At 57.9% G+C, this 14,199-nt stretch carries 14 protein-coding genes and 1 tRNA gene; 1 reads left to right on the top strand and 14 read right to left on the bottom strand.

Annotation, left to right across the window (positions count from 1 at the left end; all coding sequences use genetic code 11):
- Positions 1-51: 51 nt before the first annotated feature.
- The 11 genes from rpoB to FN828_RS07600 all read right to left on the bottom strand — a co-directional run bounded on the left by rpoB (position 52) and on the right by FN828_RS07600 (position 11,175).
- A complete protein-coding gene (gene rpoB, locus FN828_RS07650; RefSeq protein ID WP_142492824.1) occupies positions 52-4,188 on the bottom strand; it encodes a DNA-directed RNA polymerase subunit beta in 4,137 nt (1,378 codons plus the stop codon).
- Between the two features lie 240 nt (positions 4,189-4,428).
- Positions 4,429-4,806: a 50S ribosomal protein L7/L12 gene (rplL, locus tag FN828_RS07645; RefSeq protein ID WP_142492823.1), complete on the bottom strand. Its 378-nt coding sequence runs from the start codon at positions 4,804-4,806 to the stop codon at positions 4,429-4,431.
- Positions 4,807-4,879: 73 nt separating this feature from the next.
- The gene (gene rplJ / locus FN828_RS07640; protein WP_142492822.1) at positions 4,880-5,395 is read right to left on the bottom strand and encodes a 50S ribosomal protein L10; all 516 of its coding nucleotides are present in this window, start codon (positions 5,393-5,395) and stop codon (positions 4,880-4,882) included.
- A 242-nt stretch (positions 5,396-5,637) separates the two neighbouring features.
- Positions 5,638-6,336, bottom strand: coding sequence for a 50S ribosomal protein L1 (gene rplA, locus FN828_RS07635; RefSeq protein ID WP_142492821.1), 699 nt, complete (start codon positions 6,334-6,336; stop codon positions 5,638-5,640).
- A 1-nt stretch (position 6,337) separates the two neighbouring features.
- A complete protein-coding gene (gene rplK / locus FN828_RS07630) occupies positions 6,338-6,787 on the bottom strand; it encodes a 50S ribosomal protein L11 (protein ID WP_142492820.1) in 450 nt (149 codons plus the stop codon).
- A 103-nt stretch (positions 6,788-6,890) separates the two neighbouring features.
- Complete coding sequence (gene nusG, locus FN828_RS07625) at positions 6,891-7,424, bottom strand: transcription termination/antitermination protein NusG (protein WP_142492819.1); 534 nt, start codon at positions 7,422-7,424, stop codon at positions 6,891-6,893.
- Positions 7,425-7,615: 191 nt separating this feature from the next.
- The gene (gene secE / locus FN828_RS07620) at positions 7,616-7,813 is read right to left on the bottom strand and encodes a preprotein translocase subunit SecE (protein WP_142492818.1); all 198 of its coding nucleotides are present in this window, start codon (positions 7,811-7,813) and stop codon (positions 7,616-7,618) included.
- A 142-nt stretch (positions 7,814-7,955) separates the two neighbouring features.
- A tRNA-Trp gene (locus tag FN828_RS07615) sits at positions 7,956-8,031 on the bottom strand.
- A gap of 104 nt (positions 8,032-8,135) precedes the next feature.
- Positions 8,136-9,125, bottom strand: a complete 990-nt coding sequence (locus tag FN828_RS07610; RefSeq protein ID WP_142492817.1) for a zinc transporter ZntB — start codon at positions 9,123-9,125, stop codon at positions 8,136-8,138.
- Positions 9,126-9,258: 133 nt separating this feature from the next.
- The gene (tuf, locus tag FN828_RS07605) at positions 9,259-10,434 is read right to left on the bottom strand and encodes an elongation factor Tu (RefSeq protein ID WP_142492816.1); all 1,176 of its coding nucleotides are present in this window, start codon (positions 10,432-10,434) and stop codon (positions 9,259-9,261) included.
- 156 nt (positions 10,435-10,590) lie between these two features.
- On the bottom strand, positions 10,591-11,175 hold the full coding sequence (locus FN828_RS07600) for a hypothetical protein (RefSeq protein ID WP_142492815.1): 585 nt from the start codon (positions 11,173-11,175) through the stop codon (positions 10,591-10,593).
- A gap of 147 nt (positions 11,176-11,322) precedes the next feature.
- Between FN828_RS07600 and FN828_RS07595 the strand changes: the two genes are divergently transcribed.
- On the top strand, positions 11,323-12,678 hold the full coding sequence (locus tag FN828_RS07595) for a cytochrome P450 (RefSeq protein ID WP_142492814.1): 1,356 nt from the start codon (positions 11,323-11,325) through the stop codon (positions 12,676-12,678).
- Positions 12,679-12,766: 88 nt separating this feature from the next.
- Here FN828_RS07595 and FN828_RS07590 read toward each other — a convergent pair whose 3' ends face one another.
- The 3 genes from FN828_RS07590 to hisF are packed head-to-tail and all read right to left on the bottom strand — an operon-like array spanning position 12,767 to position 14,117.
- Entirely contained in the window at positions 12,767-13,054 is a 288-nt protein-coding gene (locus tag FN828_RS07590) for a Dabb family protein (RefSeq protein ID WP_142492813.1), read from the bottom strand.
- Positions 13,051-13,359, bottom strand: a complete 309-nt coding sequence (locus FN828_RS07585; protein ID WP_142492812.1) for a phosphoribosyl-ATP diphosphatase — start codon at positions 13,357-13,359, stop codon at positions 13,051-13,053. The genes FN828_RS07590 and FN828_RS07585 overlap by 4 nt, the downstream gene beginning before the upstream one ends.
- Entirely contained in the window at positions 13,356-14,117 is a 762-nt protein-coding gene (hisF, locus tag FN828_RS07580) for an imidazole glycerol phosphate synthase subunit HisF (protein WP_142492811.1), read from the bottom strand. The genes FN828_RS07585 and hisF overlap by 4 nt, the downstream gene beginning before the upstream one ends.
- Between the last annotated feature and the right edge of the window lie 82 nt (positions 14,118-14,199).

The raw sequence follows: 14,199 nt of genomic DNA, 5'->3' as shown, positions 1-14,199 counted from the left end.
TTTGATACCTCAAATCGTGCAGATGGGTGGGGGGAATTGGGCACGAGGCCCTTATTCCTCACCCTCCGCATCCAGGAGTTCCATGTTCAGGCCGAGGCCGCGGACTTCTTTCACGAGCACGTTAAAGCTCTCAGGCACACCAGCCTCGAAGTTGTCCTCGCCCTTGACGATCGATTCATAGACCTTGGTCCGGCCTGCCACGTCATCCGACTTCACGGTCAGCATCTCTTGCAGGGTGTAGGCGGCACCGTAAGCTTCCAGCGCCCAGACCTCCATTTCCCCGAAACGCTGGCCACCGAACTGCGCCTTACCACCCAGCGGCTGCTGTGTGACAAGCGAGTACGGCCCGGTCGAACGAGCGTGGATTTTGTCGTCCACCAAGTGATGCAGTTTCAGCAGGTATTTCACACCCACCGTCACCGGACGCGCGAATTGTTCGCCGGTACGACCGTCGAACAGGATCGACTGACCCGATTCCGAGAAACCGGCCCGCAGCAGGGCGTCGTTCACGTCTGCCTCTTTCGCACCGTCGAAAACCGGGGTCGCGATCGGCACACCGCGGACAACGTTGCCTGCCGCTTCCAGAAGCTGCGCCTCTTCCATGTTGGCGATGCCTTCGTCATAGACATCGTCGCCATAGGCGTGGTGCATCGCTTCGCGAACCGGGGTCAGGTCGCCCGAACGGCGATACTCTTGCAGGGCATCGTCGATTTTCAGGCCCAGACCGCGTGCGGCCCAGCCCATGTGGGTTTCCAAGATCTGACCAACGTTCATACGCGACGGCACACCCAGCGGGTTCAGACAGAAGTCAACCGGCGTACCATCGGCAAGGAACGGCATGTCCTCCATCGGAACCACGCGCGAAATCACACCCTTGTTCCCGTGACGACCGGCCATTTTATCGCCCGGCTGAAGCTTCCGCTTCACAGCGATGAAGACTTTGACCATCTTCATCACACCCGGCGGCAGATCATCACCCCGGCGGACTTTTTCAACCTTGTCCTCGAAACGATGCTCCAAGGCACGTTTCTGCACTTCATATTGCTCGTGCAGCGCCTCGACGATCTGGGCGTCGGCCTCTTCGGCCAGCGCCAACTGCCACCACTGACCACGGGTCAGGCTGTCCAGCAATTCCTCGGTGATTTCCGAGTTCGCCTTGATGCCTTTGGGGCCTTTCACAGCCACTTTGCCCAAGATCATACCCTTCAGACGGGCATAGATGTTGCGATCCAGAATACCCAGTTCGTCGTCACGGTCACGGGCCAGACGTTCGACCTCTTCCCGTTCGATTTGCAGGGCACGTTCGTCCTTGTCCACACCATGACGGTTGAACACGCGCACTTCGACGACAGTCCCGTAATCGCCCGGCTTCACGCGCAGCGACGTATCGCGCACGTCCGATGCCTTTTCGCCAAAGATGGCGCGCAGCAGCTTTTCTTCCGGGGTCATCGGGCTTTCGCCCTTCGGCGTGATCTTACCAACCAGAATGTCGCCCGGTTCCACATCGGCACCGATGTAGACAATCCCGGCTTCGTCCAGATTGCGCAGGGCTTCTTCACCGACGTTCGGAATGTCGCGGGTGATTTCTTCCGGCCCCAGCTTCGTGTCACGGGCCGCGACTTCGAATTCCTCGATATGGATCGAGGTAAACACGTCGTCACGCGCAATCCGTTCGGAAATCAGGATCGAGTCTTCGTAGTTGTAACCGTTCCAGGGCATGAACGCGACGATCACGTTTTTACCCAAGGCCAGTTCGCCCATATCCGTGGACGGGCCGTCAGCGATCACTTCGCCTTTTTGAACGGTATCGCCCACCTTCACCAGCGGGCGCTGGTTGATACAGGTGTTCTGGTTCGACCGTTGGAATTTGCGCATCCGGTAGATGTCCACACCAGCGTCGCCCAGTTCCAGATCTTCGGTGGCGCGGATCACGATACGCTGCGCATCGACCTGGTCGATGATCCCTGCGCGTTTCGCCATGATCGCCGCACCCGAGTCACGGGCCACGATTTCCTCAATCCCGGTGCCGACCAGCGGGGCCTCTGCACGCAGCAGCGGAACCGCCTGACGCTGCATGTTCGAACCCATCAGTGCGCGGTTAGCGTCGTCGTTTTCCAAGAACGGGATCAGCGAGGCAGCAACCGACACCAACTGTTTCGGCGACACGTCGATCAAATCCACGTTCTCACGAGGTGCCAACGTGTAATCGCCGGATTGACGGGTCGAAACCAGATCGTTCACGAACTTGCCGTCGCCGTCCAATGTCGCGTTGGCCTGCGCCACCGTGTGACGCATTTCCTCGGTCGCGGACATGTAGTGAACCTCGTCGGTCACTTTGCTGTCCTTCACGACGCGGTACGGAGTTTCGATAAATCCGTATTTGTTCACGCGGGCAAAGGTCGCCAACGAGTTGATCAGACCAATGTTCGGACCTTCCGGCGTTTCAATCGGACACATCCGGCCATAGTGGGTCGGGTGAACGTCGCGCACCTCAAACCCTGCACGTTCGCGGGTCAGACCGCCCGGCCCAAGCGCGGACAAGCGGCGCTTATGGGTCACTTCGGACAGCGGGTTCGTTTGGTCCATGAACTGCGACAACTGCGAGGAGCCGAAGAATTCGCGCACAGCCGCAGCAGCCGGTTTCGCGTTGATCAGATCCTGCGGCATCACCGTGTCGATTTCGACCGAGGACATACGTTCCTTGATCGCGCGTTCCATGCGCAGCAGGCCGACGCGATACTGGTTTTCCATCAATTCCCCGACCGAGCGCACACGACGGTTGCCCAAGTGGTCGATGTCGTCGATGTCGCCCTTGCCGTCGCGCAGTTCGACCAGCGCCTTGATACATTTCACGATGTCATCGCGGTCCAGCGTGCGCTGGGTGTCAGCCTTTTCCAAAGCCAGACGCATGTTCATTTTCACGCGGCCAACAGCAGACAGGTCATAGCGCTCGGAATCAAAGAAAAGCGTGTCGAACAGGGCGCTTGCAGCCTCTTCGGTCGGCGGTTCACCCGGACGCATCACGCGATAGATGTCCATGAGCGCGGTTTCGCGGTTCATGTTTTTATCTGCCGCCATGGTGTTGCGGATGTACGGACCAACGTTCACGTTGTCGATGTCCAGAACCGGAATTTCGGTGATCCCGGCTTCCAGCAGGTCTTGCAGGCTGCCGCCGGTGATATCGCCGTCTTTGTCCAGATCCAGCGTCAGTTCATCGCCAGCTTCGACATAGATCGCGCCGGTTTCTTCGTTGATGATGTCCTTGGCGACATATTTACCAACGATATGTTTGAACGGCACCAAAAGTTCGGTGATCTTGCCTTCGTCGATGATCTGCTTGACCGCGCGCGGGGTCATTTTCTTGCCCGCTTCGCAGATGATCTCGCCAGTGTCGGCATCGACCAGATCATAGGTCGGACGGGTGCCGCGCACACGTTCCGGGAAGAATTTCGTCACCCAGCCGTCACCCTTGCGCAGGGTATACGTCACGGTCTGATAGTAAGCATCCATGATGCTTTCCTGCCCCAGACCCAGCGCATACAGCAGCGTCGTCACCGGCAGTTTGCGGCGACGGTCGATACGGGCGAATACGATATCCTTGGCGTCGAATTCAAAGTCCAGCCACGAGCCGCGATAGGGAATGATGCGGCAGGCAAAAAGCAGCTTACCCGAGCTGTGGGTCTTGCCCTTGTCATGGTCAAAGAACACACCGGGCGAGCGGTGCATCTGGCTGACGATCACGCGTTCGGTGCCGTTGACGATGAACGTGCCGTTCGGGGTCATCAGGGGCATATCGCCCATGAACACGTCTTGTTCCTTGATGTCCTTCACCGATTTGGCGCCGGTATCCTCGTCGACATCAAATACGATCAGACGCAGCGTGACCTTCAGCGGGGCGCTATAGGTCATGTCGCGCTGCATACATTCTTCGACGTCGTATTTCGGCTTTTCCAGCTCGTATTTCACGAATTCCAGAATGGCGGTTTCGTTGAAATCTTTGATCGGGAAAACCGATTGGAATACGCCCATGATGCCTTCGCCGTCGGTCGGCTGGGGCGCATCACCAGAGCGCAGGAAAAGATCATACGAGGACTTCTGAACCTCGATCAGGTTCGGCATCTCCAGCACTTCGCGGATCTTGCCGAAATATTTACGCAGACGTTTCTGGCCAAGGAAGCTCTGAGCCATGGTCGATGTCACCTTTCGTGTCTCACCTGAACGCGCATGCCGTCGGGCCCCGGCTGCACGCCCATCCGAAACAGGGATGTTCTGATCAATTCCCGGCCCTTGTCCCACCAAGGGCCTCCCGATCTTTGAACCTCTCCCAGGAAAGGGCTTTGCGAAAAAGCCCTTTCCAAGACAGGTTTAGCTGGACCCGGAAAAATCCGGGCCCAGCCTGAACAAACTTCCGGGTTGCCCCGGCGTTTATTACTTGAGCTCGACCTTAGCGCCAGCTGCTTCCAGCTTGCCTTTGATCTCTTCGGCTTCGTCTTTCGAAACCTGCTCTTTGACAGCTTTGCCGCCTGCTTCGACCAGCTCTTTGGCTTCTTTCAGGCCCAGGCCGGTGATGCCGCGAACTTCTTTGATCACGTTGATCTTCGAAGCGCCGGCGTCGACCAGGATCACGTCGAATTCGGTTTGCTCTTCAGCGGCTGCGGCACCGGCGTCTGCCGGGCCTGCCATGACGACAGCGCCACCGGCTGCGGGCTCGATGCCGTACTCGTCTTTCAGGATGGTTTTCAGTTCTTGTGCTTCCAGCAGCGTCAGGTTGACGATTTGCTCAGCAAGTGCTTTCAGATCAGCCATTTTACTGTTTCCGTTCGTTTAGATGTGTTGTTCCAACGCAAGGGTTTTTACCCTACGCAGATCATAAGGTTGCTTACGCAGCCGCCTTGTCCTCGATGGTGGACAAGATGGATGCGATATTCGAAGCAGGTGCGCCAATGGCGCCGGCGATGTTCGATGCGGGTGCGCCGATGCAGCCAACGATCGAGGCAATAAGTTCCTCGCGCGACGGCATTTTCGACACGGCTTCGACACCGGCCCGGTCCAGAGCGTTCTCGCCCATTGCACCGCCAAGGATTTCAAACTTTTTGTTATCCTTGGCGAAGTCCTCGGCCACCTTGGCTGCTGCCACGGGGTCCTCGGAATAGGTCAGAACGGTCATGCCCGTCAGCAGGTCACCAATGCTTGCGCAGGGTTTCCCTTCGAGGGCGATCTTGGCGAGCCTGTTCTTGGCGACACGTACGGCACCGCCCGCGGCACGCATGCGTGCGCGAAGGTCCTGCATCTCAGCAACCGTGAGACCTGCGTAATGGGCTACGACCACCACGCCAGAGCTTTCAAAGATCTGGCCGAGTTCCTCGACCACCTTCTCTTTTTGTGCTCTATCCACAGTTTCACTCCAAATTTGGGGGTTTCCCCCCGGCTCAGTTTTGGCGAGTTGCCCCACCGTTTCGGGTCCAATTTCAGGGTCCCGAGGCCAGATCACCCGAGGGTTACACACCCAACGGTCAATTCGTCTCGTTCCCCATCTCAGGAAGGATTTATTCAGGCATTTGCCTGAACCCTCCGTCTCGGACAGGACGGGGCGTTACCGCCCCGCCATCGACATCGGGTTGCCCCAACGAAGAATTCTTATTCGCCAGTTGCGCTGGCCAGATCAACGGATACGCCCGGCCCCATAGTCGAGGACAGCGATACCTTCTTCATGTAAGCGCCTTTGGCACCGGCGGGTTTCGCCTTGGCCACAGCACCCACGAAGGCACGGACGTTTTCAACCAGCTTGGCTTCGTCAAACGAGGCTTTGCCCACGCCCGCATGTACAACACCGGCTTTTTCCACTTTGAACTGAACTTCGCCACCTTTGGCTGCTTCCACGGCCGCTTTCACGTCCATGGTCACGGTGCCAACTTTGGGGTTCGGCATCAGGTTGCGCGGGCCCAGAATTTTACCCAGACGACCAACGATCGGCATCATGTCCGGGGTCGCAATGCAGCGATCGAATTCGATGGTGCCGCCCTGAATGGTTTCCATCAGGTCTTCTGCGCCAACGATGTCCGCGCCAGCGGCTTGGGCTTCGTCTGCTTTCGGGCCACGTGCGAACACTGCAACGCGCATGGTTTTACCAGTGCCGTTCGGCAGGCCAACCACGCCGCGCACCATCTGGTCCGCGTGACGAGGGTCAACACCCAGGTTCACGGCGATTTCGACGGTTTCGTCGAATTTCGCGTTTGCGTTGGCTTTGATCAGTGCAACAGCTTCTTCGACCGACAGGTTTTCCTTGCCAGCAAAGGCTTCACGGGCTGCTTTGGTGCGTTTTCCGACTTTTGCCATCTTACTTCACCTCGATGCCCATGGACTTGGCAGAGCCAAGGATGATCTGCATTGCGCCGTCAACGTCATTGGCGTTGAGGTCTTTCATCTTGGCTTCTGCGATTTCACGCACCTGCGCAACAGTCACGGTCGCGATGGTTTCACGGCCGGGCTTCTCTGCGCCTTTGGGGCGGTTACGCTTGCCAACCGGCTTCAGGCCAGCCGCTTTTTTCAGGTAGTAAGACGCGGGCGGCGTCTTGATGTCCATGGTAAAGGACTTGTCCTGATAGTAGCTGATCACGGTCGGGCACGGCGCACCGGCTTCCATTTCCTGCGTCTTGGCGTTGAACGCCTTGCAGAATTCCATGATGTTGATACCGCGCTGACCCAGCGCAGGGCCGACGGGCGGCGACGGGTTGGCTTTGCCTGCAGGGATCTGCAGCTTCAGCGTACCTACGAGTTTCTTGGCCATTTGGCCTCTCCTTCTATCCAACGCCCACGGAACGCGATCCTTGGGCACTTAGTTGTGTGGTCCGGTCCCGACGCGCGCGCCGCGATCCTCCCACAGTTCAGTCTCAGGCCAGTTTAGTAACCTGAGTGAATTCCAGTTCGACCGGGGTTTCCCGGCCAAAGATCGACACCGCTACCTTCAGGCGCTGGTTGTCGTCGTCGACTTCTTCGATCATGCCGTCGAAATCTTCGAACGGACCATCGTTAACCTTCACCTTCTCACCCACCTCAAAGTGGATCAGCGTGCGCGGCGCTTCTTCGCCTTCCTGCACACGGTTCAGAATCTGGTTCACCTCGGCGTCACGCATCGGCATCGGGCGGCCCTGCGGACCAAGGAACCCGGTAACACGATTGATCGAACTGATCAGGTGATATCCCCGGTCAGACATCTCCATACGCACCAGAACGTAGCCGGGCATAAAGCGGCGCTCGCTGGTGACTTTCTTGCCACGGCGCACTTCGATGACTTCTTCGGTAGGAACCAGAACTTCTTCGATCTGATCTTCCAGACCGTTTTCAATCACAGCCGTTCTGATTTGTTCGGCGATTTTCTTCTCGAAATTCGAGAGTACGCTCACCGAATACCACCGCTTCGCCATGTCGACTCAGTCCTTGCATCCTACGACCCGAAGGCCACATTCTTTCGTCTTTTTTAGGCCGCAGCCCGTCCCATACCGAAACAAAAATACGGCGTGCAACTCGAATCGCCACACGCCATTTTTCGGATGAGGCCTGTCACCTACCCCTAAGACTGAAATTAATCAACCCTTACAGGGAAAAATTCAGGGCGTCAGCCAAACAGCGACAGCACCCCGCGCAACCCACCACGGATTGCCATATCCACCAGCGCAAAGAACACTGCCGTCAGGCTGGCCATGATGAACACCATGACAGTGGTCAGCATCACCTCCCGGCGGGTCGGCCAGGACACCTTGCCCACTTCCGAGCGGACCTGCTGAACGAATTGAAGCGGATTGGTACGTGCCATATGCGTCGTCTTCTTCATCTAGGGAACGTGGCCCACATACGCGGACCGGCGCGGGATTTCAAGGGTTGCCACACGACAACCGCAAAGCGCCTGCCTGTTGGCCGTTTTCACAGCCAATGATAAGATCACAGATACAAGGAAATGGCAGGGGCAGCAGGGTTCGAACCCGCGACCTACGGTTTTGGAGACCGTCGCTCTACCAGCTGAGCTATACCCCTAAGGCCGTGCGCTGATTAGGACAGCCACGCGCCAAGATCAAGGGGCTTTTCGCGGACAAAGACATAAACTTGCGCCTTCCGTGTACGGCGGTGCGGTTTCGGTCCTATCCACCGCGCCCAATCCAGCGCAGACGCCACAATAACAGCAATTGCAGCAGCACCAGCGCCCCCATTGCCAGACACAGCCACAAAAAAGCATTGCGATCTTCCAGCCCCGGCAGACCGCCCACATTGACTCCGAACAGCCCGGTCAAAAAACCCAGCGGCAAAAAAATCGCGGAAAGAATCGACAGCACGAACATATTGCGGTTCAGGCGGTCCGATAACTGCCCTGATAATTCTTCACGTAGAATCATCGCCTGATCACGCAATTCATCCATATCTTCGACGACACGGATCATTTTCAACTGCTCTTCCTGAATTTCCCGATGGGTGGGCGGGTCCAGAAAATCCAGCCGCGCCAACCCGACTGCCGACAGCGCATCCCGCTGCGGCCCCAGAAACCGGCGGGCCGCGATGATTTTCAGCCGCATATCGACGACCTGTTTCCGCAACCCTTCAGAGCTGCCCGAGATCACCTGATGCTCCATCTCGACAGCACGGGTATCCAGATCCTTCTGAAAGTTCGCGATATTGAAGGTCAGATCCTCGACCAGCTTCACCAGAAACGCACCCGCATCTGCTGGTCCCTCGCCTGTGGTCATGGCCTCGTTCATGCGTTCGATTGCCATGACGCGCTTGCGCGAAATGGTCACAATCCGGTGCGCGTCAATCCACATGCGGACGGACACCATATCTTCGGGGTCTTCGCCTGCGTTGAAGTTCATGCCACGCAGGATCAGAATCATGCCATCCCCCAGCACCGTCATCCGGGGGCGGGTGTCGACATCCAGTAAGGCCTCAATCGCTTGTGGGTCCAGATAATCCAGATGCCGGGCAATCCATTCGTCCGCGCCGGATTGTTTGCCGTCCAGATGCACCCAAGCCGGGACATCATCGCGCAAGGCACTCAGCAGGCTACGCTCTGTCAGAACATTGCCCCTTTCCGGCCCGGACAACGCATGAGCAAAAAGAACAAAAGAAGGCGGCGGCATCAGTAAAATCCCGGAGACTATCAGTCCCCATAAGATACACCGCTACGCCACCGCATCAACCGGGCCTGACGCCCCAAAAGTAAAAGGGCCGCTGTTTCCAGCGGCCCTCTGTAGTCTTGGCGAGATCGTCGGATCAGGCCAGAATTTTCGACACAACGCCCGAACCAACGGTACGGCCACCTTCGCGGATAGCGAAGCGCAGGCCTTCTTCCATTGCGATCGGTGCGATCAGCTCGGCCGACAGTTTCAGGTTGTCGCCAGGCATCACCATTTCAGTGCCTTCCGGCAGGATGCAGGTCCCGGTCACGTCGGTGGTCCGGAAGTAGAACTGCGGACGGTAGTTCGCAAAGAACGGGGTGTGACGACCGCCTTCTTCCTTGGTCAGAATGTAGACCTCGGCTTCGAACTTGGTGTGCGGGTTAACCGAACCCGGCTTACACAGAACCTGACCACGCTCAACTTTCTCGCGGTCGATACCGCGCAGCAGCGCGCCGATGTTGTCGCCTGCTTCACCGCGATCCAGCAGTTTGCGGAACATTTCAACGCCGGTACAGGTCGTGGTCTGGGTGTCTTTGATCCCAACGATTTCGATCGAATCGCCAACGTTGATCACGCCACGTTCCACACGACCCGTCACAACAGTACCACGGCCCGAGATCGAGAACACGTCTTCGATCGGCATCAGGAACGGCTGGTCAACAGCACGTGCCGGGGTCGGGATGTACTCGTCAACAGCCGCCATCAGTTCGCGGATCTTGTTTTCGCCGATTTCAGGATCGCGGCCTTCCATTGCGGCCAGAGCCGAACCTGCAACGATCGGAATATCGTCGCCCGGGAAGTCGTAGGTCGACAGCAGCTCGCGGATTTCCATTTCCACCAGCTCCAGCAGCTCTTCGTCGTCAACCTGGTCAACTTTGTTCATGAACACGACCAGCGCAGGCACACCAACCTGACGCGCCAGCAGGATGTGTTCGCGGGTCTGCGGCATGGGGCCGTCAGCTGCGTTCACAACCAGAATGCCGCCGTCCATCTGCGCAGCACCGGTGATCATGTTTTTCACATAGTCAGCGTGGCCGGGGCAGTCGACGTGCGCGTAGTGGCGCGACTCGGTTTCGTACTCAACGTGCGCGGTCGAGATCGTGATCCCGCGTGCTTTTTCTTCCGGTGCGCCGTCGATCTGGTCGTAGGCTTTGAAGTCACCAAAATATTTGGTGATCGCTGCGGTCAGCGTGGTCTTGCCGTGGTCAACGTGACCAATCGTGCCGATGTTGACGTGCGGCTTATTACGCGCAAACTTTTCCTTTGCCATTCCTTTGGCGCCTCGTGCTTTGGGGGCCACCGTCGGCCCGGTTTGATCTATCGGGGGCCGATTTATTGGTTTGAGGAACGGAAATCAAGCCTTGCTTCACGCGCAACGCCACCAGAAAAGGCTACCGTTGCAGCACATCCATACGCTTCCGGCCTGTCAGCTTTCATCCGGGGCGGCTTCGACATCAGGCATCGGGGTCGCGTCGGGCTTGAACCAGCCCTCCTCGGTGTTCTTTTTGACCAGATAATCCTGAATCATTTTCGCGGCATTCCGCGACAGATTTAGCATCTGCTGCTCTTTGCTTTGGGTCAGGCCGGACCCCACCAGCGTATCCCCGGAAAAGGTTTCCAAAACCGTGATCTGTTCTGGTTTTTCGTTCAGCTTCTTACCCTTAGCGTCATCCCATACGGTCAGGTTGATGATCAGAACCGATTTTGGCGATGCGACGATGGGAATACCGGGCTGGGCCAGAACATACCCTTCGACGGACACGCCGAAATGGAACAGCTTGTCGCCCTCGTATCGGTCGAACCGTTCGGCAATCGCCCCATGCAAAGAGGCAATCCACTCTTCTTTGCTGGCTTCGCGTGAAACCGGGCCTTTGACCATTTTGGGGGCGACCACAACATTGTGACCCAACTGGAATGTCCCCAAATCCACCGGCGCCTTGTCCAAGTCGTTGGAATTCGTACAGGCAGTCAGCCCAAACAACAGGGCGAACAGGATCAGAATACGCGACATGGGCAAGCCTCCAACAGGTCCATCGGTTCAGGGGATAAAGTACTTGCCGCACATGCGCAATCGCCACGGGCGCAACCATCGTACAGCTTTGCCGCTTGGCCAGTGTCGCGCTATATCGCAGTAAAAGCTTCCTGATCGGACTTCGCCATGACCGCCCACAGCCTGCCTGTCCATGTCCCGTTAGTCACACAACCGCTGGGTCTGTGGGGAAGCCTGACAGCCGCGCGGCGCAATATCCTGTCTATCATCCCGGAAATCGCCACTCGGCAGCCTATGGTTTCAGGAAAAACCGGAAAACGCTGGCACATGGTCATGGACCCGGACGCCCTGAAACAAGTGCTGCTGGAAAAACTGGACGACTATCCAAAATCCGATGTCACCAAGAATCTGCTACGCCCCGCCATCGGAGAATCGCTGTTTGTCGCCGAAGGCGCACATTGGCGCTGGCAACGACGGGCCGCGGCCCCGGCCTTTTCGCACAGGAATGTCTCTAACCTTGCCCCGATCATGAGTAAGGCGGCAGAAAACGCCTGTCGCCGGATCACCAATGCCGGGCCACATGCCATCGACATACATGATGAAATGGTCCGCGCCACATTCGAAGTCATCAGTGATGTCACCTTTTCCGGCGATGATGGGTTTGACCGGGACGCCACCCACCGCGCCATCGACAACTACATAGACCAAACCGCCCGCATCAGCCTGCTGGATATGCTGGGGGCGCCTGATTGGGTGCCCCGCCCCGATCGCATTTTTGCCGGACGCGCCGTCAAACAGATGAAAGCCGTTGCCGACCGGGCCATCCAAACGCGCAAAACCCGCCCACAATCCGGTATTCCCGATCTGCTGGACCTGTTGCTTTCTGGTCAGGACCCTGAAACCAAACGCACCATGAACACGGCAGAATTGCGCGACAATCTGCTGACCTTCATTGTGGCCGGGCATGAAACCACGGCGCTGACATTGGCGTGGGCGCTGTATCTGTGTGCGTTCGACCAAACCATCCAGTCGCAAGCGCGGGCAGAGGCGCAGGCAGCCCTTGGCTCCTTATCCCCGGCAACGGCTGATGACCTGCCGGCCCTTCCCCTTATCCGCAGGATCGTAGACGAGTCACTTCGGCTATACCCACCAGCGGCGCTACTGTCCCGCACGGCCCAAAGGGCCGATACGCTGGGCGGGCGCGAAATACGCTCCGGCGATACGGTTATTCTTCCGATTTACGCCCTGCACCGGAACCATTTGCTTTGGGACAGTCCCGATACCTTTGCACCGGATCGTTTCATGGATCGCAAAACAATACGCCGCTTCAGCTATCTGCCTTTCGGCGATGGGCCGCGTATCTGCATCGGGGCCAGTTTCGCGCTGCAAGAGGCCGTGATTATCCTTGCCAGCTTGCTGGCCCGGTTCCGCTTCACCCCGGTTCCCTGTCGCACCCCCAGCCCTGTCATGATCCTGACACTACGCCCCAAAGGTGGGGTTTGGCTGCGGGCCGATCCCGTCTGATGGTATCAGGCAGCGCTGCGCCCCGTGGGGGACGTATCCCAAAGCAATTGGATCAAGATGAAAACCAAACCCAAAGGCGGTTCAGCATTCAGGCCAAAAAGTCAGCCGAAATACGTTGATCCCGCAACGGACGAACCACATCAATAGATCGCTGATATAGGGGATGTGCCTTGAACGCAGCCAAGGCGGCCTGATCGGCAAATTCAGCATAGACCACCAAATCCACCCGCGTGCCGGGAATCGGATCAGTTTGCAGATTGCGCCCCACCTCGAACCGCGTGGCCGCCGGAATACCCGCCAGCAACATCAAGCCATCGTGAATTGCCTCGATATCCTCGGGGCGTTTGGCCGAAAAGAAAACCACGTGCCGGATCATTTGCGGGCAGCTTTTTCCGCGATCCCCGAAACACCTTGCCGCCGCGCCAATTCCGCCATCACATCGGACAACGGAACGTCACGCGATTGCAGCATCACCAGCAGGTGAAACAACACATCTGCCGCCTCGGATGTCAGGCGGGCCTTATCGTCTTTGACGGCTTCGATAATGGCCTCGACCGCTTCTTCGCCGAATTTTTCAGCGCATTTTTCGGGGCCTTTGGCCAGCAGCTTCGCGGTCCAGCTGGTGTCCGGGTCTGCCTTGGCGCGTTGGGCGATCACTGCCGCCAGATCATCAAGTGTCATTCGATCCTCATGGGGATGCCCGCGGCGGCCATGTGTTCCTTGGCTTCGCGGATGGTGTAATCACCGAAATGGAAGATAGACGCGGCCAATACCGCGCTGGCCCCGCCTTTGGTGACGCCATCAACAAGGTGATCCAGATTACCCACCCCGCCCGATGCAATCACGGGAATGTCCACCGCGTCCGAAATCGCCTTGGTCAGCGGCAGATTGAATCCGGCGCGCGTGCCGTCACGATCCATTGACGTCAGCAGGATTTCCCCCGCGCCTTTTGCGGCAACCAGTTTGGCAAATTCCACAGCGTCGATGCCGGTGGATTTGCGCCCGCCATGAGTGAAAATTTCCCACTTTCCGGGGGCCACGGTTTTCGCGTCAATCGCTACAACAATGCACTGGCTGCCGAACTGATCGGCGGCTTCGGCGACAACATCGGGATTGGCCACAGCGGCAGAGTTGAAACTGACCTTATCCGCCCCGGCCAGCAACAGGTTGCGCACATCCTGCACCGTGCGCACGCCACCGCCCACAGTCAGCGGGACATAGCACTGTTCAGCAGTGCGCTGCACCACGTCAAACATGGTGCCACGGTTTTCGTGGGTGGCGTGAATATCCAGAAAACAGATTTCATCGGCCCCGGCGGCATCATAGGCCTTGGCCGATTCCACCGGGTCCCCGGCGTCCACCAGATCGACAAAGTTCACGCCCTTCACAACGCGCCCATCGGCCACGTCCAGACAGGGGATGATACGGGTTTTCAACATAGGCCAGTCCTTTGTGGCGGCAGGGGTTGGGGGCGTTGCCCCCGCCATTCTATGAATGGCTCCCCCAGAGTATTTGCGGCAA

It is taken from the genome of Thalassovita litoralis (assembly GCF_900182725.1).
Lineage (GTDB): Bacteria > Pseudomonadota > Alphaproteobacteria > Rhodobacterales > Rhodobacteraceae > Thalassobius > Thalassobius litoralis.
Note: the sequence above shows the minus strand (reverse complement) of the source record. Positions and strands in the feature narration are given on the sequence as shown.

What these genes read in the sequence shown, in the direction of transcription:
- nusG (WP_142492819.1), bottom strand. Translation starts at nt 7,424, where the DNA reads ATGGCGAAGCGGTGGTATTCGGTGAGCGTACTCTCGAATTTCGAGAAG.
- rpoB (WP_142492824.1), bottom strand. Translation starts at nt 4,188, where the DNA reads ATGGCTCAGAGCTTCCTTGGCCAGAAACGTCTGCGTAAATATTTCGGC.
- rplK (WP_142492820.1), bottom strand. Translation starts at nt 6,787, where the DNA reads ATGGCCAAGAAACTCGTAGGTACGCTGAAGCTGCAGATCCCTGCAGGC.
- FN828_RS07595 (WP_142492814.1), top strand. Translation starts at nt 11,323, where the DNA reads ATGACCGCCCACAGCCTGCCTGTCCATGTCCCGTTAGTCACACAACCG.
- rplL (WP_142492823.1), bottom strand. Translation starts at nt 4,806, where the DNA reads ATGGCTGATCTGAAAGCACTTGCTGAGCAAATCGTCAACCTGACGCTG.
- rplA (WP_142492821.1), bottom strand. Translation starts at nt 6,336, where the DNA reads ATGGCAAAAGTCGGAAAACGCACCAAAGCAGCCCGTGAAGCCTTTGCT.
- FN828_RS07585 (WP_142492812.1), bottom strand. Translation starts at nt 13,359, where the DNA reads ATGACACTTGATGATCTGGCGGCAGTGATCGCCCAACGCGCCAAGGCA.
- FN828_RS07600 (WP_142492815.1), bottom strand. Translation starts at nt 11,175, where the DNA reads ATGTCGCGTATTCTGATCCTGTTCGCCCTGTTGTTTGGGCTGACTGCC.
- FN828_RS07610 (WP_142492817.1), bottom strand. Translation starts at nt 9,125, where the DNA reads ATGCCGCCGCCTTCTTTTGTTCTTTTTGCTCATGCGTTGTCCGGGCCG.
- tuf (WP_142492816.1), bottom strand. Translation starts at nt 10,434, where the DNA reads ATGGCAAAGGAAAAGTTTGCGCGTAATAAGCCGCACGTCAACATCGGC.
- FN828_RS07590 (WP_142492813.1), bottom strand. Translation starts at nt 13,054, where the DNA reads ATGATCCGGCACGTGGTTTTCTTTTCGGCCAAACGCCCCGAGGATATC.
- hisF (WP_142492811.1), bottom strand. Translation starts at nt 14,117, where the DNA reads ATGTTGAAAACCCGTATCATCCCCTGTCTGGACGTGGCCGATGGGCGC.
- secE (WP_142492818.1), bottom strand. Translation starts at nt 7,813, where the DNA reads ATGGCACGTACCAATCCGCTTCAATTCGTTCAGCAGGTCCGCTCGGAA.